The sequence below is a fragment of the Caballeronia sp. SL1002 genome (assembly GCF_057814995.1).
Genome location: NZ_JBYMUW010000002.1, coordinates 1785326 through 1808823, shown reverse-complemented (window position 1 = coordinate 1808823; position 23498 = coordinate 1785326). Strand labels below are relative to the sequence as shown.

Below are 23498 nucleotides of genomic sequence, written 5' to 3'. Positions count from 1 at the left end.
GATGACGAAGCCGGTTCCCGCCACGCGCGCGGATTTCCCGCACTTTCTCTCGATCGCCACGCGCTGGTCGGATAACGACGTGTACGGGCACGTCAACAATGTCGTCTACTACAGCTACTTCGATACCGTGGTGAACGAGTATCTGATCCGCCATGGCGCGCTCGATCCCGAAGCGGGGCCGGTGATCGGACTGGTGGTCGAGACGCAGTGCAGCTACTTCGCGTCGCTCGCGTTTCCGGAACGCATCGAAGCGGGGTTGCGCGTGACGAAGGTCGGCACGACGAGCGTGCGCTACGAAGTGGCGATCTTCAGCGCCAACGCCGATTCGCCCGCCGCGCAAGGTCACTTCGTGCATGTCTACGTGGATCGCGCGACGCGTCGTCCGGTTCCGTTGCCCGATACGCTGCTCGCCGCGCTGAAACCGCTCGCCAACGGATGAGCGCGCAGCCGTTCGCGCAGTGGTTCGCGATCAATCTTCTGAACGGCGCGAGCGTCGGCTTGCTACTGTTCATGTTGTCGGCGGGACTGACGCTCATTTTCAGCATGCTCGGCGTGCTCAACTTCGCGCACGCGAGCTTCTACATGCTCGGCGCGTACATCGGCTATGCGTGCGCCGCTCGGGGCGGCTTCTGGTTCGCGCTGATTGCGGCGCCGCTTGTCGTGGGCGCACTCGGCGCGCTGTTCGAGCGTTTTCTGCTGCGACGTGTGGCGAGTCAGGGCACCAAAAACGCGCTGCGCGAACTGCTGCTGACGTTCGGCGCGGCGTATCTGATCGAGGAAGCGGTCAAGCTCGTGTGGGGCCTCTCGCCGCTCGCGGCGAACGTGCCCGCCATCCTCGACGGGCCGCTTTTCACGCTATACGGTGCCGCTTTTCCGCGTTATCGCGCGTTCATGATGGCGCTCGCCGTCGCGATACTTGTGCTGCTGCTGGCGACGCTGCGCATTTCGAAAACCGGGCTGATCGTGCGCGCCGCGCTGACGCATCCCGCGACCGTCGAGACACTCGGCCACGACGTGCCGCGCGTGTTCACAACGGTCTTCGCCGTCGGCACCGGGCTTGCGGCGCTGGCGGGCGTGATCGGCGCTCCGCTCGCCGTCATCGAACCGTCGATGGCCGATTCGATGGGGCCGATCGTGTTTGTCGTCGTGGTGATCGGCGGGCTGGGGTCGCTTGGCGGCGCGCTCGCGGCTTCGCTGCTGGTGGGCTGCGTGCAGACCTTCGCGGTCGCATCCAGCGCGTCGCTCGGCACGCTGGCCGCCGCGTTCGGCGCGACGTTGCCGCGCGAATGGTCGGCGCTGTCGGCAGCGCAGGTCGCGCCCGTGTTGCCGTATCTGTTGCTGGTCGGCATGTTGAGCGTGCGTCCGCGCGGTCTGTTCGGGCAACGTGCCGACGATGACGCGTGATCGCCAGCGGGCGTGGCTGCCCTGGATTCTGCTGATCGCCGGTCTCTTGCTGCCACTGTTCTTTTCGGCGCAAAGCTGGCTGCTCGCGTATCTCGCGCAAACCGCCGCGATGATCGTGTTCGCGCTTTCCTACAATCTGCTGCTCGGCGAGACTGGGCTGCTGTCCTTCGGTCACGCGATTTACTCCGGCCTCGGTGCTTTCGCGGCGGCGCAGATATCCAACCGCTACAGCGTGCCGCTGCCGCTGTTGCCGCTGATCGGCGGCGCGGCGGGCGCACTGGCGGGCGCGGTGTTCGGTGTCATCTCGACACGCCGCGCCGGCACGACCTACGCGATGATCACGCTCGGCCTCGGCGAACTCGTCGCGGCAGGTATCTGGCTCGCGCCGGGCTGGTTCGGCGGCGAGGGCGGCGTGTCGATCGACCGCGCGCGCGGTGTGCTGCTCGGCGCGTGGACGTTCGGCCCCGCGCGCGAGGCATATGCGCTGATCGCGGCGTGGTGCGTGGCCGCGTGCATCGCGATGTACGCGTACTCCCGAACGCCGCAAGTGCGGCTCGCGAACGCGGTACGCGACAACGCCACGCGCGCTGCATCGATTGGCGTCGATCCTCGCCGTGTGCGCTTCACGATGACGCTCGTCGCCGCGTTCTTCGCGGGCATCGCAGGCACGCTCGGGCTGATCAACGTGGAGCTGGCATCGGCGGAGGGCGTGAGCCTTGCGCGCTCGGGCAGCGTGCTGATCGCGACGGTGATCGGCGGCGCGGGGTCGTTCTTCGGGCCGGTTGCAGGCGCGGTCGTGCTGACGTTTTTCAGTGTCGCGGCCGCGAGCGTGACGCCGGCGTGGCTCTTTTATCTCGGACTCTTTTTCGTGTGGGTGGTCGTGGCGGCGCCCGGTGGACTGGTCGCGCTCGTGCGAGGCGCGTCCTTGCGCGGCGTGGCCGCCGTAATCGCGGCGTCGGTCGGCATCGTGATCGCGACCGAACTGGCCTACGCCATTCAATTCGATCCGGCAGGTGACGGCTTCGCGCATCTCGCAGGATTCGCGATGAACGGGCGGACGCTCGCGCCGTGGCTCGTGGCGGCGGCGAGCGCGGCGCTCGCGTGTCTGCTGATGCGTCGGAGAAAACGATGACCGCAGCGCTCGAATTGCGTCACGTCACCAAACGCTTCGGGGCGACCGAGATTTTGCGCGGCGTCGATCTGACCGTGCGGCAAGGCGAACGTCACGCGCTGATCGGTCCGAACGGCGCGGGCAAATCCACGCTATTTGATTTGATCGCCGGACGCACGCGTCTCGACGATGGCCGCGTGCTGCTCGACGGGATAGACATTGCCGGCTTGCCGCCGCATCGCGTGAGCCGTCTCGGCGTGGCGCGCAGCTTCCAGACGACGCGCGTGTTCGGCGCGCTTTCGGTGTTCGACAACCTGCGTTGCGCGATGCTCGGCGCAAGTTCGACGCGCCTTCGCGATCGCTGGCTGCGTTCTCGTGCCATCGACGAATCGGTCGTGTCCTTGCTTGAGGAAATCGGCCTTGCCGCGCAACGCGAGGATCTGGCGGCGCATCTTGGCTACGCGCAGCAACGCGCGCTCGACCTCGGCATCGCGCTCGCCACGGGCGCGCCGACGCTGCTTCTCGACGAGCCCACGGCGGGCATGAATCGCGCCGAAAGTGCGCGCGCGGTGGCGTTGATACGAGCAACGACGGCGGGCAAGACCTTGTTGATCGTCGAGCATGACATGCAGACGGTGTTCGGCCTCGCGGATCGCATTTCGGTGCTCGTGCGCGGTCGCGTGATCGCGACGGGGACGCCCGACGAAACACGCCGCGATGCCGCCGTGCAGGAAGCCTATCTCGGCGATGCGGCGGAGTCGTCATCGTGAGGGCGCTGCTTGAAATCGAGGGATTGAACGCGTGGTATGGCGCGAGTCAGGTGCTGCACGGCGTCGATTTGAACATCGCGGAAGGCGAGGTCGTCGCGCTTGCCGGGCGCAACGGCTCGGGCCGCTCGACGCTCGCGAAGTCGATCATGGGACTCGTGCGCGTGCAAGGGCGCATGACGTTTCGCGGTGAGTCGCTCAATGGCTTGCGGCCGTTTCGGATCGCGAGGCTTGGGCTCGGTTACGTGCCGGAACAGCGCGATGTCTTTCCCGCGCTGACCGTGCGTGAGAACTTAGCGCTCGGCATGCAGTCGCGTGCGCCGCGCTTTTCCATCGACGACGCCGAGCGGATTTTTCCCGTGCTACGCGAGCGCAAAAACGTGAAGGCGGGCGTGCTGTCGGGCGGCGAGCAGCAGATGCTCGCGCTCTCGCGAACGCTGCTCGGCGATCCGCAACTGGTCGTGATCGACGAACCCGCTGAAGGACTCGCGCCGCAGGTGATCGCGCAAGTGGCGGCGTGTCTGCGCGAGTTGCGGGAACGCGGCACGGCGATGCTGCTGATCGAGCAGAGGATGACCATCGCGCGCGGGCTTGCCACGCGCGTGGCGGTGATGGGGCATGGCGCGATCGTGTTCGACGACACGGCAGAAGTGTTCGCGGGCGATGCGAGCATCGCCCGCGAGTGGCTCTCGGCGGCTTAGGTTTTACTTAAGCTTTACTATCCCGCTCCACGATCCACTCATGCTTGGGATCGTTTTTAAAGTGCCACGTGCGCTTGTCGCCCGCCATCACGTTGAGATAATAATTGTCGTAGCCATACGGCACGACCACCGGATGGTAGCCGCGCGGCACCATCACGACGTCGTGATTTTCCACCGCCATCGTCTCGTCCAGATCGCGTTCGTCGGTATAGACGCGCTGGAACGCGAAGCCTTGCGGCGGGTTGAGACGGTGGTAATACGTTTCCTCCAGCGCGCTTTCCGTCGGCACGTTGTCGCGGTCGTGCTTGTGCGGCGGATAGCTCGATGCGTGACCGCCGGGCGTCTTCACCTCGACCACGAGCAAGCCCTCGGCCGGCTCCGTCTGCGGAAGAATATCGCATACGTATCGCGTATTTGCACCTTTGCCGCGCGCCGAGCGCTTCATCTGCGAAGGCTCGATCAGCCGCGGCGGGTACAGTCCGATCGCGGGCGCGCTCGCGACGCCAACCTCGGCGTCGCGCTCGGCGCGGACGGTTGCGGCGAGTTTCGGCGGCAGGTACACGGCATACGGCGCGGTGTCCTCGAACACGGTATCGCGCGTGCCGATCTTCTCCCAGCGAAACGCACCGGCTTCTATCGTGACCGTGCCCGAGAGCACCACGATGCACACTTCGCGTGCTGCTTCATGCACATGCACGATGTCGCCCGTTTCGAGCCGGTACGCGGCGAAACCGACATGCCGCCAGCCCGCCGTTTCGGGTGTGACGCGCGCGATGGACTGGCCTTCGCGCGATGCTTTGACGAGCAAGCTCATGCTGCCTCCTTCATGTTTTCATCGACGAGCGCGCGCAGCGTCCGATATCCCTTTTCGGCATACGCGTAGCTCGGCGCGATGACCGGGTCCTGTTCCGCTTCCACCACCAGCCAGCCGTTATAACCGTGCTCTGCGAGCCGCGCGATGATCGCCGGGAAATTCACCGCGCCGTCGCCCGGCACGGTGAACGCACCGTTGATCACCGCGTCGAGAAAACTCCAGTTGCGATTGCGCGCGAGCTTCACGATCTCGGGCCGCACGTCCTTGCAGTGGACGTGACACACGCGCGCGATGTGCTTGTCGAGCATCGCGAGCGGATCGCCGCCCGCGAACGTGATGTGCCCCGCGTCGAACAGCAGGCCGACGTCGTCGCTCGTGAGGCTCATCAGCATGTCGACGTCGGCGGGCGTTTCCACATACGCGCCCATGTGGTGGTGATACGCGAGCCGCACGCCGTGGCTCAACGTGTAGGCCGCGAACGTGTCGAGACGCTCGGCGTACTCGCGCCACTGCGCGTCGGAAAAGAAGCGCGGGCGCTGATACAGCGGTTGCGGCGCGCCCTGAATCGAGTCCGCCACTTCACCGTAGACCATCACGGTCGCGCCGTTTTTCGCGAGCAGTTCGAGATGCGGGCCGACCGCCGCGATCTCTTCCTCGGCGCTACGTTTCGCGAGCCTGCCCGAATACCAGCCCGAGACGAGCGCGAGATCGTAGCTCCCGAGCAGCGACTTGAGCGCTTGCGGTTCGCGCGGAAACTTGTTGCCCAACTCGAACCCGTCGTAGCCGATTTCGCGTCCTTCGGTGAGCGCAACCGATAACGGCGTCTCGCCGCCGAGCGAGGGCAGGTCGTCGTTCATCCACGAAAGCGGATTGATGCCGATGCGTACATTCAGTGTCGTCATTGCGTCATTCCCCGAGATGCGTCGTGCGCTTGCTAGCCCGTTGCGCGACCTTGCCGGCGCGCTCGCCGATTGCCTTTTCATACCGTCCGCGCGCCTCGCGCACGGCCTGGCGCTCGGATACTTCCGGCACGGCGACTTCCCACCACCAGCCGCCGTCTTCCGTCGAACGCGCCGGGTCGGTGTCGATGCTGATCAGATAGCTGCGGTCAGAATCGCGCGCACGCTGCATCGCCGCCGTGAGTTCGTTGAGCGTCGTGACGTGTTCCGCCGCTGCGCCGAGCGAACGCGCGTGCATCGCGAAGTCGATTTGCGGCGCGCCGAGCGGCCCTTGCTTGCAATCGTCGATGAGATTGTTGAACGGCGCGCCGCCACATGCCTGCTGCAACCGGTTGATACAGCCATAGCCACGGTTATCCAGCAACACGACGATGATCTTCGCGCCCAGCATGACGCTCGTCGCGAGTTCGCTGTTCATCAGCAGATAGCTGCCGTCGCCCACCATCACGATCACTTCGCGATCCGGCCGCGCGAGCTTCGCACCCAAGCCGCCCGCGATTTCGTATCCCATGCACGAGTAGCCGTATTCGACGTGATAGCCGCCCGGTTGCGCCGTGCGCCAGAGCTTCTGCAGATCGGCGGGCAAGGTGCCTGCCGCGCACACGACGAGATCGTGCGCGGGCGATTGCGGATGCGAGCGCTGCACTGCGCCGATCACATCGGCTTCGCGCGGCAGCGCACCGTCGGGCGGCACGGTGTGCGTGACTCGCGCGACGGTTGCGCGCCATTCGTCGGCGAGCGTTTCGCCGCGCGAAGTCCACGACGACGGCGCGCGCCACGTTCCAAGCGCGGCGCTCAGCGCGTCGAGCGCGAGACGTGCATCGCTTTGCACGGCAATTGCGCCTTGTTTGATCGCATCGAAGGGATTGGCGTTCACGCCGATCAACCGCGCCTCGGCGAACAATGTGTTCGAGCCAGTCGTGAAATCCTGCAGCCGCGTGCCGATGGCGAGCACGCAATCGGCGTCGTTCGCGAGCGTGTTCGCAGCCGTCCCGCCAGTTACGCCGATCCCGCCCGCGTTCAGCGCGTGATCCCAGGGCAGGGCGCTCTTGCCGGCCTGCGTCTCCGCGACCGGCACGCCGTGGCGTTCGGCGAACGCGCGCAAGGCATCGGTGGCTTCGCCGTACAGCACGCCGCCGCCCGAGACGATCAGCGGCTTCTTCGACGCCCGCAATGCCGCCGCCGCTTCCGCGATTTCTTCGGCAAGCGGCGCGGGCGCATGAAAGCGCACCGTGCGCGGCTCGAAGAACGACGCCGGACAATCGAACGCCATCGCCTGCACGTCCTGCGGCAGCGCGAGCGTGACGGGACCGCAGAGCGCCGCGTCGGTGAGCACGCGAATGGCGCGCGGCAACGCGGAGAGCAATTGCGCCGGATGCACGATACGGTCGAAATAACGCGAGACGGATTTCAGTGCATCGTTCACCGACACGTTGCCGTCGTGAGGATCTTCGATTTGCTGCAGCACCGGGTCCGGCGCCCGTGAAACGAAGATGTCGCCAGGCAGCAGCAACACCGGCAAGCGGTTCACGTGCGCGAGCGCGGCGGCGGTGACGAGGTTCGTCGCGCCGGGACCGATGGAGGTCGTGACCGCCATCATGCGGCGTCGGAAATGCGCCTTCGCGTAGGCGATCGCGCTATGCGCCATCCCCTGTTCGTTGTGCGCGCGATAAGTCGGCAATACCTCGCGATGCTGATAAAGCGCCTCGCCGATGCCCGCGACGTTGCCATGTCCGAAGATCGCGAACACGCCGCCGAACAGCATCTCGCCTGCCGGCGTGCGCTGCGCCGCGAGATAGCGGATGAGCGCCTGCGCGGTGCTCAGGCGAATCGTGCCCGACGCCGCTTCGATTTGAGTAGCGCGCTCGTTCATGCTGCCTGCTCCTGTCGTGCCGCGGCGTTCTGTGGCGGACGTCCTGCGCGCGCCGCCCGCCATGCGCCGATCAGCGTTTCGAATGTCCGGCGCACGCGCGCGATCAGTTCGGCGTCGTCGATATCGCCAGCGAGCCACGCATGGCTCGGTTCATGGAAGATCGTGCGGCCGACGGTAAAGCCACGGCACGTCTTCGATTCGGCTGCCGCGAGAAAGCCGTCGCACAGTTGCTCCACACCCGCCGACAAGCCGAGCATCACGACACCCCGGCACGCCGGATCGCGCTCGGCGATCAGCGCATCGATCGCTTCCCATTGACGCGCGCTCATCGGTTCGAGCTTCCACCATTCCGGATAGATGCCGAGGTTGTAGAGGCGTTTGAGCGCGCGCAGCACGGTGTCGTCGGCGAGCGGCGGGCCGTTCTTCGGCGGAATGATCTCAAGCAGCAATTCATGGCCGCTCGCCTGCGTCGCGTCGTAAAGCGCGCGGATCTGCGCTTCCTGTTCGAGCCGCAATTCGTGCGGATGGTCAGGGTGATATTGCACGAGACACTTCGCGACATGCTCGCGCGGCCAGGTCGCGAGCGTCGTGCCGACCGACCTGCCGTGATCGAAGACGAGCGGCATCGAACCCGGCAATTCCACCGGCCGGCCGATCCACCAGCCGCGTCCCGTTGCCGTGTTCAGCGCGTCCTGACCGTAGCGATCGTCGATCAGCACGCCGATCGCGCCTTGCAGATTCAGCTCACGTTCGGTCGCGGCCACCGCTTCGACGAACAGTCCCTTCAACTGCGCGATACGCGCCTCGCTCGCGCCGGTGCGTTGCGCGAGATCGAAGAACTGGTTGCGATGATCGAAGGCGAAACCGAGCACTTCGCTCCATTGCGTGCGTGCGGGCGTCACGCGATGCAGCCGCGCGAGCGTCGCATCGCGGTCGGGACGCCGCATGCGTTGCGGGTCCGCGCGCGCGGCATCGAGAAAGTAATCGAGTTCCGCGGGCGTCGGCATCGCGGGCGCGCAGCCGTGGCGCGAAACCACCAGCGCGCCGCACGCGTTCGCGCGCGCCGCGCACGCTTCGTTCGGTTCGTCGCGCAGCCATCCGGCGAGAAAGCCCGACGCGAACGCATCGCCCGCGCCCAGCACGTTCAGCACTTCCACTTCGACGCCGCGATGAATCGGCGCGTCGTCGATGGAAGCGGGCACATCGCCCTCGATGATCGAGCAGCCGAGCGGCCCGCGCTTTACCACAAGCGTCGCGTTCGTCACGCGGCGCACGGCCATGAGCGTCTCGATCAGATCGCCTTGGCCGCCCGCGATCCGGAATTCCTCTTCCGTGCCGATCACGAGGTCGATCAGCGGCAGGATGCGCTGCAGGTGCGCGGTCACGCCGTCGTTCGCGACGAAGCGCGTCTCGCCGTCGGCCTTGTTAGCCAGACCCCAGAGCACCGGCCGGTAGTCGATATCGAGCACGGTTCGCACGTCGTTGGCGCGCGCGTAATCGAGCGCGCGGCGGCTCGTGCGATTGACCTGTTCGGTCGAAAAGTGCGTACCTGTTATCAATAATGCCTTCGACGACGCGATGAACGCTTCGTCGAAATCGTTCTCGTCCACGGCCATGTCCGCGCAATTCTCGCGATAGAACACGAGCGGAAACGTGTCGCGGTCTTCCAGGCCGAGCAGCACGAGCCCGGTCAAGCGCTCGGGATCGATGCGAACGTGGCTCGTATCGCAGCCTTCGCGCTGCAGCGTTTCAGTCAGGAAGCGGCCCATGTGGTCGTTGCCGACGCGCGCGAGCATCGCGGAATTCAGGCCGAGCCGCGCGCAGCCGAACGCGATATTCGCCGACGATCCACCGAGATACTTGGCGAAGCTCGTGACGTCTTCGAGCCGCGCGCCGACTTGCTGCGCGTACAGATCGACCGCGAGGCGGCCGAGGCAGATGACGTCGCGCGTGCGTCCCGGCGCGAAGCGCGAGCCGCTCATGCGGGTTTCAGGTTTTACTGGCATGTCTTCATCCTTAGATCGTCGCGCCTTCGAGTTCACCGATCATCTTCTGCATTTCCGCACCGCCCGCCATCATGTCGAGCACTTCGTCCTTGCTGATCGTCTCTTTCGTGAACGTGCCGAGCGAGCGGCCGCGATTGAGCAGCGTGAACGAATCGCCGATGGGATAGGCGTGATGGACGTTGTGCGTAATGAAGATCACGGAGATGCCTTTCGCGCGCGCCGTGTGGATCAGGCGCAGCACGTTGAAGCTCTGCTTCACGCCGAGCGCGGCGGTCGGTTCGTCGAGAATCAGCACGCGCGCGCCGAAGTGGATGGCCCGCGCGATGGCGAGGCATTGCTTTTCGCCGCCGGACATCGTGCCGATAGGCTGATGCGGATCGCGCACGTTGATGCCCATTTCCGCGAGTTTCGCGCCCGAAGTCTGCGCGGCGAGATCGAGGTCCATCACGTTGAAGATGCCGAAGCGCTTCTTTTGCGGCTCGCGTCCCATGAAGAAATTGCGCGCGACCGAAAGGAGCGGCACGAGCGCGAGATCCTGATACACCGTCGCGATGCCGAGATCGAGCGCTTCCTTCGGCGATTCGAACACGACCGGCTTGCCATCGACGAGATACTCGCCGGACGAGGGCGAATGCACGCCCGCGAGCGTCTTGATGAGCGTCGATTTACCCGCGCCGTTGTCGCCGAGCAGGCAGTGCACTTCGCCGCGTTTCAGGCGCAGCGTGACGCCGCTCAGCGCAATGACCTTGCCGAAGAATTTGCTGACGTTTTCCAGCGCGAGGATGATGTCGTCGCCCGCCGCATCCTGGGTCTGCGTTTGCGTTTGCGATTGCTGTTGTTCACGGTTCATGGTCGGCTCCTTCACTGCGCCTGCGAAACGCGGCGGCGCACATAATGGTTGAAGAGCACGGCGAGCAGCAGCATCACGCCGAGAAACACGCGGAACCAGTCCGAGCTCACGTTCGTATAGGTAATGCCAATCTGCACGACGCCGAAGATGAGCGCGCCAAAGCACGCGCCGATCACCGATCCATAGCCGCCGGTCAGCAACGTGCCGCCGATCACCGCCGCGATGATCGCTTCGAACTCTTTTTGCAAGCCGCGATCCGCCGCCGCCGAGCCGATATCGCAAACCTGCAGCACCGCGAACAGGCACGAGCAGAAGGCGGTCAGCACGAACAGCGAAATCTTCACGCGCTTGACCGGGACGCCGACATTCTTCGCCGCGTTCGCATCGCCGCCGACCGCGAGAATCCAGTTGCCGTAGCGCGTTTTCGCGAGGACGAATGCGCTGACCGCGGCGAGCGCGAACCACCAGAGAATCACTTTCGGAATGCCGGGCACAAGCGGCGTGCCGTTATCGAGCAGCTTGCCGATGCCGAGATGCGCGAGCCACGTGAACAAGCCCTGCAGCGCGACGCCATGAAAGAGCGTATTGGCGATCCAGTCGTTCTGCGCGAGATCGCCGACACCGGAGACGATCGTGCGGTCGGCGAAGAGAATCGAGAGCGCGAGCGTGAGGCCGCGCAGGATGAAGAGGAACGCGAGCGTGACGATGAACGAAGGCAGCCGCGTCTTCATCACGAGATAGCCGTTCAGCGCGCCGAGCAGCATCGAGGCGACGAATGCGAACAGGATCGCGACCGAGATCGGCCAGTGAAAATAGACCGAGGGGATCGCGACCATCATCCCGGCGAAGCCGATCATCGAGCCGATCGACAGGTCGAATTCGCCGGCGATCATCAAGAGGCACGCGCCCACCGCGAGCAGGCCGAGGTAGGCCGCGACCTGCGACCAGTTCATTACGCCGTCGAGATTGAACATGCCCGAACTGCCCGCGGCGAATCCGAACACCGCAAACACCAGGACGGTGCCGGAGATGGCGGCGAATTCGGGGCGGTTGAGAAGATGGCCGAACCAGGATTCGCGCCGCACGCGTTCGTCAGGCGACGCCTCGACGGCGGCGTCGGCGCTGGCCGAATCGGTTGGCTTGAGATGACGTGGAAAATGCTTGCCTGCAACGCCCATGATGACTCCTTTCGTGCGCGCGCTCACCGCACCCGGGAACGGGCGCAGCGGGCGGTTAAAGCGAGGCGGGATGCGAACGGGCGGCGGGGAACCTGAGCCGCCCGGGAGGGAACAGCGTTTATCAGCGGTACTGACCCGCGTACTTCAGCACCTTGTCGATATTTTCTTTCGTGATGAAACCCGGACCCGAACGGATGTTCTTCGGCCCGTACGACGGCTGCAATCCGTAGGTCGCGAGGCGCGCCTGGAACTTCGGATTCGCCTCCAGGATCTTGCGGATCTTCACCGGATCGGTCGTCTTGTCCTTCTTCACGATGGCGAGCACCGCGACCGGAATGTAGCCCTGCAAGTACGGCTGCTGGTCGATCGCGAACTGGATCGTGCCCGCTTGAATCGCCTTCGCGATGTCGTCGGAGAAGTCGAACGTGGCGAACCAGATCTTGCCCGCGAGGCCCATCTGCTGCACCGCTTTCAAGGTGGCTGCGGCCGGTGTCGGTCCGAGCGTCAGGATGGCCTGCGTGTTCGGATGGTTACGCAGGAACGCGCTGACCTTCGACTGGATTTCGGTCGGATCCTGCCCGGAATCGAGCGTGGCGGCCTTGTAGTCGACGCCGATCGCATCCGCGAAACCGCGGCAGCGGTCGAACGACACGACGTTGGTCGCAATGTGGTTCACGCACAGGAACGACTTGATGCCCGCCGCCTTCGCCTTCTCGCCGGCGGCTTTGCCCGCGACGTATTCCGGCTGGCCGATGTGCATGATCGCGCCGAGCTTTTCGCTTTCTTCCTCGGTGCCGGAGTTGATCGTGACGAACGGAATATGCTTCGCCGTGACCTTGTTCATCGCGCTTTTCAGCACGTCGTAATCGGCGATGGTGCTGATCACGCCGTCATAGTTGCGCGCCGCCGATTGCTCGATCAGCCGCGCCATGTCGGCCAGGTCGCCGTTCGGCGGATTGCGATAGTCGGTCTCGACGTTGAAATCTTCGTCGGCCTGCTTGATCGCGTTCTTGATGGTGTTCCACCACGAGTCGGAATCCGGCGCATGGCTGATCAGGACGAACTTGGCGTCGGCGGCGTTCGCTGCCGACGGGGTCAGTGCCGCCACGCCGCACAGCGCGGCGGCAGCCGCCAGCGCACGAAGCGCGGCCCGGCCGTTGCAAAGTCTCATTGTCTCCACCTATCTGGGTTGTAGTTTTGAGCGAGCGTCCGGCCCGAATGAATCCCGCTGCCGAAACTCACGGTGCCACCGCTCAGGACCAAGAGTAGGACAAGATTCCACGCTCTGCAATAGGAAGTTTATCGGAGAAGAAAATGGAAAATCCGTTCCATTTGAGCGGCGACGTCTCTATAATCGGCAGCATCGAATGTGCTGACGAAGAGAAGCCATGCAGGAAGAAGCGAACACCGAAATCGAGAATATCGACGAATTGATGCAACGCATCACGGCGGCGTACGACGCGTTGCCGCGCCAGTTGAAAAGCGTGGCGACGTATATCGAGCAGCACCGCCAGAACGTGATGATGGATCGCACGAGCGATATTGCGAGCGCGTGCGGCGTGCATCCGTCGGCGGTCGTGCGCTTTGCGCAGCGCTTCGGCTTTTCCGGTTTCTCGGACCTGCAGGCCGTGTTCCGGCAGGCGTACACCGGCCAGAGCGCATCGGCGCAAAGCTACCAGCAGCGCATCCGCAAGCTGATCGACGACAAGCCGGGCAAGCTCTCCGGCGTCTCGGTCGCGCGCGAATTCATCGCGGCGAGCCGTCACGGGCTGGAAGAACTGGAAGCGGGGCTGGACGACGCCCAGTTCGAAACCGCCGTGAAGATGCTGCAGCAGGCGGAAAACATCTACGTGATCGGCGTGCGGCGTTCGTTCCCGGTCGCGAGCTATATCGTGTACGCGCTGCAACATACGAAAAAGCGCGTGCATCTCGTTTCGGGATTCGGCGGCATGTATCGCGAGCAGATCCGCAGCGTGCGTAAAGGCGATGTCGTGATCGCCATCAGTTTTGCGCCCTACGGCAAGGAAACGCAGCACTGCCTGCGCGCCGCGCAGCACAACGGCGCGCGCACGCTCGTGATTACCGACAGTCAGCTTTCGCCGCTCGCGCGCCACGCGAGTGCGAATCTCTTCGTGAAAGAGGGGAGCGCGTTCGCGTTCCGCTCGCTCACGAGCACCATTTGCCTGTGCCAGGCGCTATTCATCGCGCTCGCGTACCGGCTCGAACTGAACGTAGAAGAATCCAGGGAGACAGGCGGCTATGACGATTGATGTAGCGGTTTTCGGTGCAGGACGGATCGGCAAGATCCACGCGGCCAATCTCGCGCGCCAGCCCGGCGTGCGGCTGAAATACGTGGTGGATGTGAATCGCGAGGCTGCGGCGGCGCTCGCGGCGCAATACGGCGCACAGGTCGCGGATATCGACGGCGCGATGGGCGATGCGTCGGTCGGCGCGACGGTCGTGTGTTCGAGCACGGACACGCACGCGGACCTTATCCTCAAATCGGCGGCGCAGAAGAAGCACGTGTTCTGCGAGAAACCGGTCGATCTGACGCTCAAACGCGCGCGCGCCTGCGCGAGCGCGGTGGCGGAGGCGGGCGTGGTGTGCATGATCGGTTTCCAGCGGCGTTTCGATCCCACGTTCGCGGCGCTGAAGGCGCGCGTGGAGGCGGGCGAGATCGGCGAGCCGGAAATGCTGATCGTCACCAGCCGCGATCCGGGCGCGCCGCCGGTGGAATACATCAAGCATTCGGGCGGCATCTTCAAGGACATGCTGATCCACGATTTCGACATTTTCCGCTGGATGCTCGACGACGAAGCCGACACGCTGCACGCAACCGGAAGCTGTCTGTCGGACCCGGCGATTGCGGAAGCGGGCGATATCGACTCGACGGCCGTGACGATCCGCACGAAACGCGGCCGCCTTTGCCAGATCAACACGTCGCGGCGCGCGGCCTACGGTTACGACCAGCGCTTCGAATTGCTCGGCAGCGCGGGCATGCTGCAGGCGGGCAACGTGCGGCCGACCGAGGTGACCGCGTATTCGAAAACGTCGGTATCGAGCGACGTGCCCGAAGCGTTTTTCCTCGAACGGTATCGCGCGGCGTATGCGCTTGAAATCGCGCATTTCTTCGACGCCGTGACCGAGGGCAAACCCGTGCGCACGACCGTCGCCGATGGCCTGAAGGCGCTGGAACTCGCCGACGCCGCGACGCGTTCGTGGAAGGAAGGGCGCATTGTCAGCTTGAACGAGGCGTCGGTATGAGCGCCGCCGTGCGGGTCGGGATCGTTGGGCTGGGACGGCTCGGGCGCCGTCATGCCGAAAATCTCGCGTATCACGTGCCGGGTGCCGCGCTCGTCGCCGCGTGCAGTCCGGTCGCCGCCGAGCGTGACTGGGCGCGCGAGCATCTGCCGGAACTCGCGCTTCACGACGACTACGCCGCGCTGCTCGCGGATGCGTCGGTGGATGCCGTGTGGCTCGTCACGCCCACGTCGCTGCACGCGGCGCAGATTATCGACGCGTTGCGCGCGGGCAAGCACGTGTTCTGCGAAAAGCCGCTGTCGCTCGATCTCGACGAATGCGACCGCGTGATCGAGGAAAGCGCGCGTTATCCGCATTTGCAGGTGATGATCGGCTTCGTGCGGCGCTTCGACGAAAGTTATCGCGATGCTTATCGGAAAACCGCCGACGGTATGATCGGCCGGCCGTTCATGGTGCGCTCGCAAACCTGCGACATGAACGATCCCGATGGTTTCTTCGTGCGTTTCGCGCCGACCTCGGGCGGACTTTTCCTCGATTGCAGCGTCCACGATATCGATCTCGCGCGCTGGTTTCTCGGCAATCCGAAGGCGACGCGCGTATTCGCGGCGGGCACGATCGCGCTGCACGAAGGCCTGCGCGAATGCGGCGATATCGATAACGGCGTCGCGATCTGCGAGTTCGAGGGCGGCCAGATCGCCATGTTCTACGCTTCGCGCACGACGGCGCACGGCCACGACACGCAGACGGAAGTGATCGGCACGGCGGGCGCGCTTGCGGTCGGACGCAATCCGCGCGCGAACCGCGTGGAAATCGCCGACGCGCACGGCATGCGCAACGAATGCACGCCGTCGTTCTTCGAGCGCTTCGAAGCCGCGTTTCTCACCGAGGCGCGGACGTTTATCGCGAGTCTTGGCGGCGGCGCGCCGACGGGCCTGACACTCGACGACGCCCGCGAGGCGACGCGGCTCGGCATTGCGCTGCGCGAGGCGTTGCAGACGGGGCAGGCGGTGGATTTGCGGGCGCTGCGGTAGAATCGTCGACTCTGTGCAGACCGATCTGCCAAGCAAACCAAGGCTCACCCGATGCAAGTTCACAAGGAAGTCGATGCGCGCGGGCTCACCTGTCCGCTCCCCATCCTGCGTGCAAAAAAGGCGCTCGCCGACATGGAAACCGGCCAGATCCTGAAAGTGCTGGCGACCGATCCCGGTTCGCAGCGCGATTTCGCCGCCTTCGCGAAGCAGACCGGCAATGAAATCGTCGAATCGACGACGCACGACAAGGTCTTCACCTTCCTGATGCGCCGCCGCTAGGCATTTTTCCACGCACGAAAAAAAAGCTCATGACGCAAGTCATGGGCTATTTTACATCGCGCAAGGTCGCTTTTAGCCTTCGAGAATCGGTGAACGCGTGCGCAGATATTGCTCGAAATCCGCCGCGACTTCCGGATGGCGCAGCGCGAATTCCACCGTCGCCTTCAGATAGCCGAGCTTGCTGCCGCAGTCGAAACGCGTGCCGTGATACTTGTACGCGAGCACTTGTTCGTCGGCGAGCAGCGACTGGATCGCGTCCGTCAGTTGCAGTTCACCGCCCGCGCCGGGCTTCAGCGCGCGGATATGGTCGAACACGCGCGGCTTGAGCACATAACGGCCGACCACGCCCAGATTCGACGGTGCGACGGCGGGTTCCGGCTTTTCCACGATGCCCGACAGCTTGAAAATGTTGTCTTCCCATTCCTTGCCGTCGATCACGCCGTAGGACTTCGAATCCTGCTCCGGAATCTCTTCGACCCCGATCACCGAGCTGTGATAGTGATCGAACACTTCGATCATCTGCGTCATGACGGGCGGCGTGCCGTACAGCAAGTCGTCCGCGAGGATGACGGCGAACGGGTTGTCGCCGACCAGCTTCTCCGCGCACAGCACGGCGTGGCCGAGGCCGAGCGCTTCGGCCTGACGCACGTAGAAACAATCCACATGGCTCGGCTTGATGCTGCGCACGAGTTCGAGCAGCTTGTCCTTGCCGCGCGCTTCCAGCTCGGCTTCGATTTCGTATGACTTATCGAAGTGATCTTCGATGGCGCGCTTGCTGCGGCCCGTGACGAAGATCATTTCCGTGATGCCGGCCGCCATCGCTTCTTCCACCGCGTACTGGATCAGCGGCTTGTCGACCACGGGCAGCATTTCCTTCGGGCTCGCCTTGGTCGCGGGGAGGAACCGGGTGCCGAGACCGGCGACAGGAAAGACCGCTTTCGTAACTTTTAGCATGTGATGACCCTGATCCTCTTAATCGTGTTGAAACGTCAGGCAATGAGACGTCAAGCGGTTGGCTTTAAATACGAAGAACGCAAATCAAGCCGGCAGGCGCAATAACTGTGCCTGGAGCTTCTCGATAGTAGTCCCATATTCTGCCAGCCTTTTCCGCTCTTGCTCAACGACCGCTACCGGCGCTTTTGCAACAAAGCTCTCATTCAGGAGCTTGGCGTTACATTTTGAAACTTCGTTAGTCAGGCGATCCACTTCTTTCGACAGACGTTCGCGCTCCGCCGCCACGTCGATTTCCACCTTCAGCACCAATTTGTTCGCGCCGACGATCGCAACCGGTGCGCCGCTCGCTTCGGCGTCGAGCGTGGCTTCGTCGCCGACGATCTTCACCTCCGACAAACGCGCGAGCGCCTGGACATACGGCGCGAAGGTTTCGAGACGCGCGGCGTCGCCGATCGCGAGGAGCGGCACCTTCACGGCGGGCGACAAATTCATCTCGCCACGCAGATTACGACACGCATCGATCACCGCTTTCAGTTCGGCGGTCCACTGTTCCGCCGCTTCGTCGATTTTTTCCGCTTGCGCGCGCGGATAACGCTGCACCATGACCGACGCTTCGCCTTCTTTCGCGTCCTTCGGGTAGGCGTCCGTCATCGGCGCGATTTTTTGCCAGAGCGCTTCAGTGATGAACGGAATCACCGGATGCGCGAGCCGCAGCACGGTTTCGAGCACGCGCAACAGCGTGCGGCGCGTGGCGCGCTGCTGTTCCGGCGTGCCGTTCTGGATCTGCACCTTGGCGAGTTCCAGATACCAGTCGCAGTACTCGTCCCACACGAATTTGTAGATCGCGCTCGCGACGTTGTCGAAGCGGTAATCGGCGAAACCCTTTTCCACTTCGGTTTCCACGCGCTGCAATTGCGACACGATCCAGAAATCGGCGTTCGAAAAGTGCAGGAATCCGCCCGGGCCGCACTCGCCCGCCGCGCATTCGTCCGGCTTGCCGAAGCCGCAGTCGTGGCCTTCGGTGTTCATCAGCACGAAGCGCGTCGCGTTCCACAACTTATTGCAGAAATTCCGATAACCCTCGCAGCGCGCGAGGTCGAAATTCACGTTGCGGCCGAGCGTCGCCATCGACGCCATCGTGAAGCGCAGCGCGTCGGTGCCGAACGCGGGAATGCCGTCGGGGAATTCCTTGCGCGTCTTCTTCTCGATCTGCGCGGCTTGCTTCGGGTTCATCAGGCCGGTCGTGCGCTTGGCGACCAGCGTGTCGAGGTCGATGCCATCGACGATATCGATCGGGTCGAGCGTATTGCCCTTGCTCTTCGACATTTTCTGGCCTTCGGCGTCGCGCACGAGACCGTGGACATAAACCGTGTCGAAAGGCACCTTGCCGGTGAAATGCGTCGTCAGCATGACCATCCGGGCAACCCAGAAGAAAATGATGTCGAAGCCGGTCACGAGCACGGACGAAGGCAGGAAGTGTTTCAGTTCGGGCGTCTCTTGCGGCCAGCCGAGCGACGAAAACGGTACGAGCGCCGACGAGAACCAGGTGTCGAGCACGTCGTCGTCGCGTTTCAGCGCGCCGGTGTAACCCGCCGACGTGGCTTCCGCGCGCGCCTCTTCCTCGGTCTTCGCGACGAAGATTTCGCCGTTATCGCCGTACCAGGCCGGAATCTGATGGCCCCACCAGAGTTGACGCGAAATGCACCAGTCCTGGATGTTTTCAAGCCACTGGTAATACGTCGTGGACCAGTTTTCCGGCACGAACTTGATTTCGCCGTTGCGAACCACGTCGAGCGCAGTTTCGGCGATGGATTTGCCCGGATTGAACGTGCCTTCCGGCGCCGGCTTGCTCATCGCGACGAACCACTGGTCGGTCAGCATCGGCTCGATTACGACGCCCGTGCGGTCGCCGCGCGGCACCATCAGCTTGTGCGGCTTGATCGAATCGAGCAGGCCGAGCGCTTCCAGGTCCGCGACCACTTGCTTGCGCGCCTCGAAACGGTCGAGTCCGCGATACTTTTCGGGCGCGTTATCGCTGATCTTCGCGTCGAGCGTGAGAATTTCGATCATCGGCAGCGTGTGGCGCTGGCCGACCTGATAGTCGTTGAAATCGTGCGCGGGCGTGACTTTCACGACGCCGGTGCCGAATTCGCGGTCCACGTAGTCGTCGGCGATGATGGGAATTTCGCGGTCCGACAGCGGCAGCGCAATGGTCTTGCCGATCAGATGCGCGTAGCGCTCGTCTTCCGGATGCACCATCACGGCGGTGTCGCCGAGCATGGTTTCGGGGCGCGTGGTCGCGACCGTCAGGAAACCGCCGCCCGCGCTTTCCGGCAGCGGATACTTGATATGCCACAGGTGGCCGTTTTCCTCTTCGCTCACCACTTCGAGGTCGGAAACAGCGGTGCCGAGCACCGGATCCCAGTTCACGAGCCGCTTGCCGCGATAAATCAGGCCTTGCTTGTAGAGCGTGACGAACACGTCGCGCACGGCGGCCGACATCTTGTCGTCCATCGTGAAATATTCGCGCGACCAGTCGATCGACGCACCGAGCCGGCGCACCTGATTCGTAATAGTCGAGCCGGATTGCTTCTTCCATTCCCAGACGCGTTCGAGGAATTTCTCGCGGCCGAGATCGTGGCGCGAGACTTTCTGGGCGTCCAGCTGGCGTTCCACGACAATCTGCGTGGCGATGCCCGCGTGGTCCGTCCCCGGCACCCACAGCGTGTTTTCGCCGAGCATGCGGTGATAGCGCGCGAGACCGTCCATGATGGTCTGGTTGAACGCGTGACCCATGTGGAGCGTGCCGGTGACGTTCGGCGGCGGAAGCTGGATGGAAAAGTCCTTGCGGCTTTCGTCGAAGGTGGGGGCGGCGTAACCGCGTTTTTCCCATTCCGGGCCCCACTGGGACTCGATATTCTGGGGCTCGAAACTCTTCGCAAGCGTGCTGTCGCTCATTGTGGGATCTGCCGAAAATGCGTGAAGAAATGCGTAAAAAATGCGTGGCCGTACCGCGCGTCAATGCTGAATTATAAGGTTTTACCGTCGAACCGGACGAACTCTCGGACCTTCGCGAACGCGTCCATCGGCGCGGTCTTATAATGTTCGACCCACCGGAAGACTTTCCCCATGCCCGATCTGCTTGCCAATCTGAATCCCGAACAACTCGCCGCCGTCACGCTGCCGAACGAGCCGGCGCTCATTCTGGCGGGCGCGGGCAGCGGCAAGACGCGGGTGCTGATCACGCGGATCGCGTGGCTCATCAACCAGGGTTTCGCCTCGCCGCCGACCATCCTCGCCGTCACGTTCACGAACAAGGCCGCGAAGGAAATGATGTCGCGGTTGACTTCGCTCTTGCCGATCGACACGCGCGGCATGTGGATAGGTACGTTTCACGGCCTCTGCAACCGCATGCTGCGCGCGCATTTTCGCGACGCGGCGCTCCCGCAGACCTTTCAGATTCTCGATACCGCCGACCAGCTTTCGGCCATCAAGCGTCTGATGAAGGGCCTGAACGTCGACGACGAAAAGTATCCGGCGAAGAATCTCCAGTACTTCATCAACAACGCAAAAGAGCAGGGTCTGCGGCCGAAAGACGTCGATGCGACCGACGCGTTCAACCGCAAGTTCGTCGAACTGTACGAAGCCTACGACCAGCAGTGCCAGCGCGAGGGCGTGGTCGATTTTCCGGAACTGCTGCTGCGTTGCTACGAACTGCTCGCGCACAATCCGCCGTTGCGCGCGCACTATCAGGCGCGCTTTCGCAACATTCTCGTCGACGAATTCCAGGACACGAACAAGCTCCAATACGCGTGGCTCAAGCTGCTCGCGGGCGAGCACAACGCGATTTTCGCGGTCGGCGACGACGACCAGTCGATCTACGCGTTCCGTGGCGCGAACGTCGGCAACATGCACGACTTCGAGCGCGAATACAACGTGCGCAACCTGATCAAGCTGGAGCAGAACTACCGCTCGCACGGTCACATTCTCGATACCGCCAACCTGCTGATCGCGAATAATTCGCGGCGGCTCGGCAAGAATCTGCGCACGGACGCGGGACACGGCGAGCCGGTGCGCGTCTACGAGGCGGCGACCGATTCGCAGGAAGCGGGGTGGATCGTCGAGGAAATCAAGGCGCTGATCAGTTCCGGCGCGAGTCGCGGCGAGATCGCCGTGCTGTATCGGAGCAATGCGCAGTCGCGCACGATCGAGCACACGCTCGTGAATGCGGGCATCGCGTATCGCGTGTACGGCGGTTTGCGCTTTTTCGAGCGGCAGGAAGTGAAGCACGCGCTCGCGTATTTGCGCCTGATCGACAATCCGAACGACGACACCGCGTTCTCGCGCGTCGTGAATTTCCCGACGCGCGGGATCGGCGCGCGCTCGATCGAGCAACTCGCCGACGCCGCGCGTCTCTACAACTGTTCGATGGCCGCCGCCGTGCCTTATGTGACGGGTAAAGCCGGATCGAGCCTCGCGACGTTCGCGATGCTGATCGCGAAAATGCGCGCCGAAACGCAGCAGATGAGCCTGCCGGAAACCGTCGAGCACGTGATCCGCACGAGCGGGCTCGCCGCGCATTACGAAACCGAGCGCGAAGGGCAGGACCGGCTGGAGAACTTGCAGGAAGTGGTGAACGCGGCGGCCGCGTTCGTCTCCGAGGAAGGCTACGGGCTGGATACGCCCGCGCGGTCGATCCCGCTGCGCCCGGGTGCGTCGGCGGCGCCGGAACTCGGCCTCGCGACCGACGATCCCGCCGTCGACGTGCTCGATCCCGAGAATCCCGCCGATCCCGCGCAAAACCCCGACACGATGACGCCGCTCGCCGGTTTCCTGTCGCACGCGTCGCTGGAAGCCGGCGATAACCAGGCGCAGGCGGGCCAGGACGCCGTGCAACTGATGACGGTGCACGCGGCGAAGGGTCTCGAATTCACGGCGGTGTTCATCACCGGCATGGAGGAGGGCCTGTTCCCGCACGAGAACAGCGCGAAGGAAACCGACGGGCTGGAGGAAGAGCGCCGTCTTGCTTACGTGGCGATCACGCGGGCGAAGGAGCGGCTTTATTTGTCGTTCGCGCAGAGCCGGATGCTGCACGGCCAGACGCGCTACAACATCCGCTCGCGGTTCTTCGACGAACTGCCCGAAGGCTCGCTCAAATGGCTCACGCCGAAAATGGAGGCGGGCGCGCGCTGGGGCGGCCGGGCCGATAACGCCGGCTGGGGCCGCGACTGGTTCTCGCGGCCCGACAAGGAGCGCGCCGGTTCCGGCTACGTGAATCCCGACGCCGGCGCGCCGTTGCCCGCGTTCGCGAACACGCAGCGCGCGGCGGAAACCGGCTTTCGCGTCGGCCAGGTGGTGTTTCACACCAAGTTCGGCGAAGGCACGGTGATCGGGCTGGAAGGCTCGGGCGGCGATGCGCGCGCCCACGTGCGCTTCAAGCGGCACGGCGAAAAATGGCTCGCGCTGGCGGTGGCGAAGCTGCAAGCGGTCGAATGAGCGCGCGTCCGATGCTCGGCATCATGGCGGCGCTGCCGCAGGAACTCGGCGATCTCGTCGCGTCGATGCGCGCGGCGGGCGAGACACGCACCGTCACGCTCGGACAGCGCGAATATCACGCGGGCGTCGCGCACGGCGTGCCTTGCGTCGTGACGCTCGCGCGGGTCGGCAAGGTGGCGGCCGCCGCGACGGCGAGCGCGTTGATCCACGCGTTTGGCGTCGAGGAAATCGTTTTTACGGGCGTCGCGGGCGGCGTGCGCGCGGACGTGCAGGTGGGCGATATCGTGGTCGCGGACACGCTCTTGCAGCACGATCTGGATGCATCGCCGCTCTTTGCCCGCTTTGAAGTGCCGCTCCTCGATAAATCCCGCTTCGACGCCGACCGCACGCTGAGCGACGCATTGGCGCGCGCCGCCCATTCGTTTATCGCCGATGAAGGCGCGCGTCTCGCCGCCGAGTTCGGCGTTGCGCGCTCGCGTGTGCATCGCGGGTTGATCGTGAGCGGCGATCAGTTCGTCGCGAGTCACGCGGCGGTGTCGGCGTTGCGCGCCGCGTTGCCGGACGCGCTGGCGGTCGAAATGGAAGGCGCGGCGCTCGCGCAGGTCGCGTTCGAATACGGCGTGCCGTGCGCGGTGATTCGCACCATCTCGGACACCGCCGATGCCGCCGCGCCCGCATCGTTCGTCGAATTCCTCAATGCGATTGCCGGGACGTATTCGTCCGGCATCCTCGCGCGCTTCCTCAGCGAACGCGCATAGAACTCTCCCTCTCGGTTTTGCCGCTTCGGTCTCGTCGATCCTCGAAAACCCTCTTG

General features: G+C 64.2%; 20 protein-coding genes. 11 read left to right on the top strand and 9 right to left on the bottom strand.

What is annotated here, in order from left to right; genetic code table 11:
* The first annotated feature begins 1 nt into the window (after position 1).
* The 5 genes from AC3D25_RS10890 to AC3D25_RS10870 are packed head-to-tail and all read left to right on the top strand — an operon-like array spanning position 2 to position 3983.
* A complete protein-coding gene (locus tag AC3D25_RS10890) occupies positions 2 to 439 on the top strand; it encodes an acyl-CoA thioesterase (RefSeq protein WP_488888414.1) in 438 nt (145 codons plus the stop codon).
* Positions 436 to 1404 carry a branched-chain amino acid ABC transporter permease gene (locus AC3D25_RS10885; protein ID WP_488888413.1) on the top strand — a complete coding sequence of 323 codons (969 nt, stop codon included), beginning with the start codon at positions 436 to 438 and terminating at the stop codon, positions 1402 to 1404. The genes AC3D25_RS10890 and AC3D25_RS10885 overlap by 4 nt, the downstream gene beginning before the upstream one ends.
* Positions 1394 to 2536 (top strand): branched-chain amino acid ABC transporter permease, encoded by a 1143-nt coding sequence (locus tag AC3D25_RS10880; RefSeq protein WP_488888412.1) that lies wholly within the window; start codon positions 1394 to 1396, stop codon positions 2534 to 2536. The genes AC3D25_RS10885 and AC3D25_RS10880 overlap by 11 nt, the downstream gene beginning before the upstream one ends.
* On the top strand, positions 2533 to 3285 hold the full coding sequence (locus AC3D25_RS10875) for an ABC transporter ATP-binding protein (protein ID WP_488888411.1): 753 nt from the start codon (positions 2533 to 2535) through the stop codon (positions 3283 to 3285). The genes AC3D25_RS10880 and AC3D25_RS10875 overlap by 4 nt, the downstream gene beginning before the upstream one ends.
* Positions 3282 to 3983: an ABC transporter ATP-binding protein gene (locus tag AC3D25_RS10870; RefSeq protein WP_488888410.1), complete on the top strand. Its 702-nt coding sequence runs from the start codon at positions 3282 to 3284 to the stop codon at positions 3981 to 3983. The genes AC3D25_RS10875 and AC3D25_RS10870 overlap by 4 nt, the downstream gene beginning before the upstream one ends.
* A 7-nt stretch (positions 3984 to 3990) precedes the next feature.
* Here the strand turns inward: AC3D25_RS10870 and iolB are convergent, their stop codons facing one another.
* From iolB to AC3D25_RS10835, 7 genes are all read right to left on the bottom strand, one after another.
* Positions 3991 to 4797 (bottom strand): 5-deoxy-glucuronate isomerase, encoded by an 807-nt coding sequence (gene iolB / locus AC3D25_RS10865; RefSeq protein ID WP_488888409.1) that lies wholly within the window; start codon positions 4795 to 4797, stop codon positions 3991 to 3993.
* Positions 4794 to 5699 (bottom strand): myo-inosose-2 dehydratase, encoded by a 906-nt coding sequence (gene iolE / locus AC3D25_RS10860; protein WP_488888408.1) that lies wholly within the window; start codon positions 5697 to 5699, stop codon positions 4794 to 4796. The genes iolB and iolE overlap by 4 nt, the downstream gene beginning before the upstream one ends.
* 4 nt (positions 5700 to 5703) lie before the next feature.
* Complete coding sequence (gene iolD / locus AC3D25_RS10855; protein ID WP_488888407.1) at positions 5704 to 7629, bottom strand: 3D-(3,5/4)-trihydroxycyclohexane-1,2-dione acylhydrolase (decyclizing); 1926 nt, start codon at positions 7627 to 7629, stop codon at positions 5704 to 5706.
* On the bottom strand, positions 7626 to 9635 hold the full coding sequence (locus tag AC3D25_RS10850) for a bifunctional 5-dehydro-2-deoxygluconokinase/5-dehydro-2-deoxyphosphogluconate aldolase (RefSeq protein ID WP_488888406.1): 2010 nt from the start codon (positions 9633 to 9635) through the stop codon (positions 7626 to 7628). Before AC3D25_RS10850 ends, iolD begins: the two co-directional genes overlap by 4 nt.
* A 10-nt stretch (positions 9636 to 9645) precedes the next feature.
* Positions 9646 to 10485, bottom strand: a complete 840-nt coding sequence (locus AC3D25_RS10845; RefSeq protein ID WP_488888405.1) for an ATP-binding cassette domain-containing protein — start codon at positions 10483 to 10485, stop codon at positions 9646 to 9648.
* Between the two features lie 11 nt (positions 10486 to 10496).
* Entirely contained in the window at positions 10497 to 11663 is a 1167-nt protein-coding gene (locus AC3D25_RS10840) for an ABC transporter permease (protein ID WP_488888404.1), read from the bottom strand.
* A gap of 121 nt (positions 11664 to 11784) precedes the next feature.
* Entirely contained in the window at positions 11785 to 12834 is a 1050-nt protein-coding gene (locus tag AC3D25_RS10835) for a sugar ABC transporter substrate-binding protein (RefSeq protein WP_488888403.1), read from the bottom strand.
* Positions 12835 to 13051: 217 nt separating this feature from the next.
* Here AC3D25_RS10835 and AC3D25_RS10830 point away from each other — a divergent pair, with 217 nt between their 5' ends.
* The 4 genes from AC3D25_RS10830 to AC3D25_RS10815 are packed head-to-tail and all read left to right on the top strand — an operon-like array spanning position 13052 to position 16234.
* Positions 13052 to 13933, top strand: coding sequence for a MurR/RpiR family transcriptional regulator (locus tag AC3D25_RS10830; RefSeq protein WP_488888402.1), 882 nt, complete (start codon positions 13052 to 13054; stop codon positions 13931 to 13933).
* Complete coding sequence (iolG, locus tag AC3D25_RS10825) at positions 13923 to 14927, top strand: inositol 2-dehydrogenase (protein ID WP_488888401.1); 1005 nt, start codon at positions 13923 to 13925, stop codon at positions 14925 to 14927. The genes AC3D25_RS10830 and iolG overlap by 11 nt, the downstream gene beginning before the upstream one ends.
* A complete protein-coding gene (locus AC3D25_RS10820; protein ID WP_488888400.1) occupies positions 14924 to 15955 on the top strand; it encodes a Gfo/Idh/MocA family oxidoreductase in 1032 nt (343 codons plus the stop codon). The genes iolG and AC3D25_RS10820 overlap by 4 nt, the downstream gene beginning before the upstream one ends.
* 51 nt (positions 15956 to 16006) lie before the next feature.
* Positions 16007 to 16234, top strand: a complete 228-nt coding sequence (locus tag AC3D25_RS10815; RefSeq protein ID WP_488888399.1) for a sulfurtransferase TusA family protein — start codon at positions 16007 to 16009, stop codon at positions 16232 to 16234.
* A 72-nt stretch (positions 16235 to 16306) separates the two neighbouring features.
* Here the strand turns inward: AC3D25_RS10815 and galU are convergent, their stop codons facing one another.
* Together galU and AC3D25_RS10805 are read right to left on the bottom strand one after the other, a co-directional pair.
* Positions 16307 to 17188: a UTP--glucose-1-phosphate uridylyltransferase GalU gene (gene galU, locus AC3D25_RS10810; protein WP_488888398.1), complete on the bottom strand. Its 882-nt coding sequence runs from the start codon at positions 17186 to 17188 to the stop codon at positions 16307 to 16309.
* An 84-nt stretch (positions 17189 to 17272) separates the two neighbouring features.
* Entirely contained in the window at positions 17273 to 20146 is a 2874-nt protein-coding gene (locus AC3D25_RS10805) for a valine--tRNA ligase (RefSeq protein WP_488888397.1), read from the bottom strand.
* Between the two features lie 171 nt (positions 20147 to 20317).
* Here AC3D25_RS10805 and AC3D25_RS10800 point away from each other — a divergent pair, with 171 nt between their 5' ends.
* Positions 20318 to 22684, top strand: coding sequence for a UvrD-helicase domain-containing protein (locus AC3D25_RS10800; RefSeq protein WP_488888396.1), 2367 nt, complete (start codon positions 20318 to 20320; stop codon positions 22682 to 22684).
* Positions 22681 to 23442 carry a 5'-methylthioadenosine/adenosylhomocysteine nucleosidase gene (locus tag AC3D25_RS10795; protein WP_488888395.1) on the top strand — a complete coding sequence of 254 codons (762 nt, stop codon included), beginning with the start codon at positions 22681 to 22683 and terminating at the stop codon, positions 23440 to 23442. The genes AC3D25_RS10800 and AC3D25_RS10795 overlap by 4 nt, the downstream gene beginning before the upstream one ends.
* Positions 23443 to 23498 lie beyond the last annotated feature (56 nt).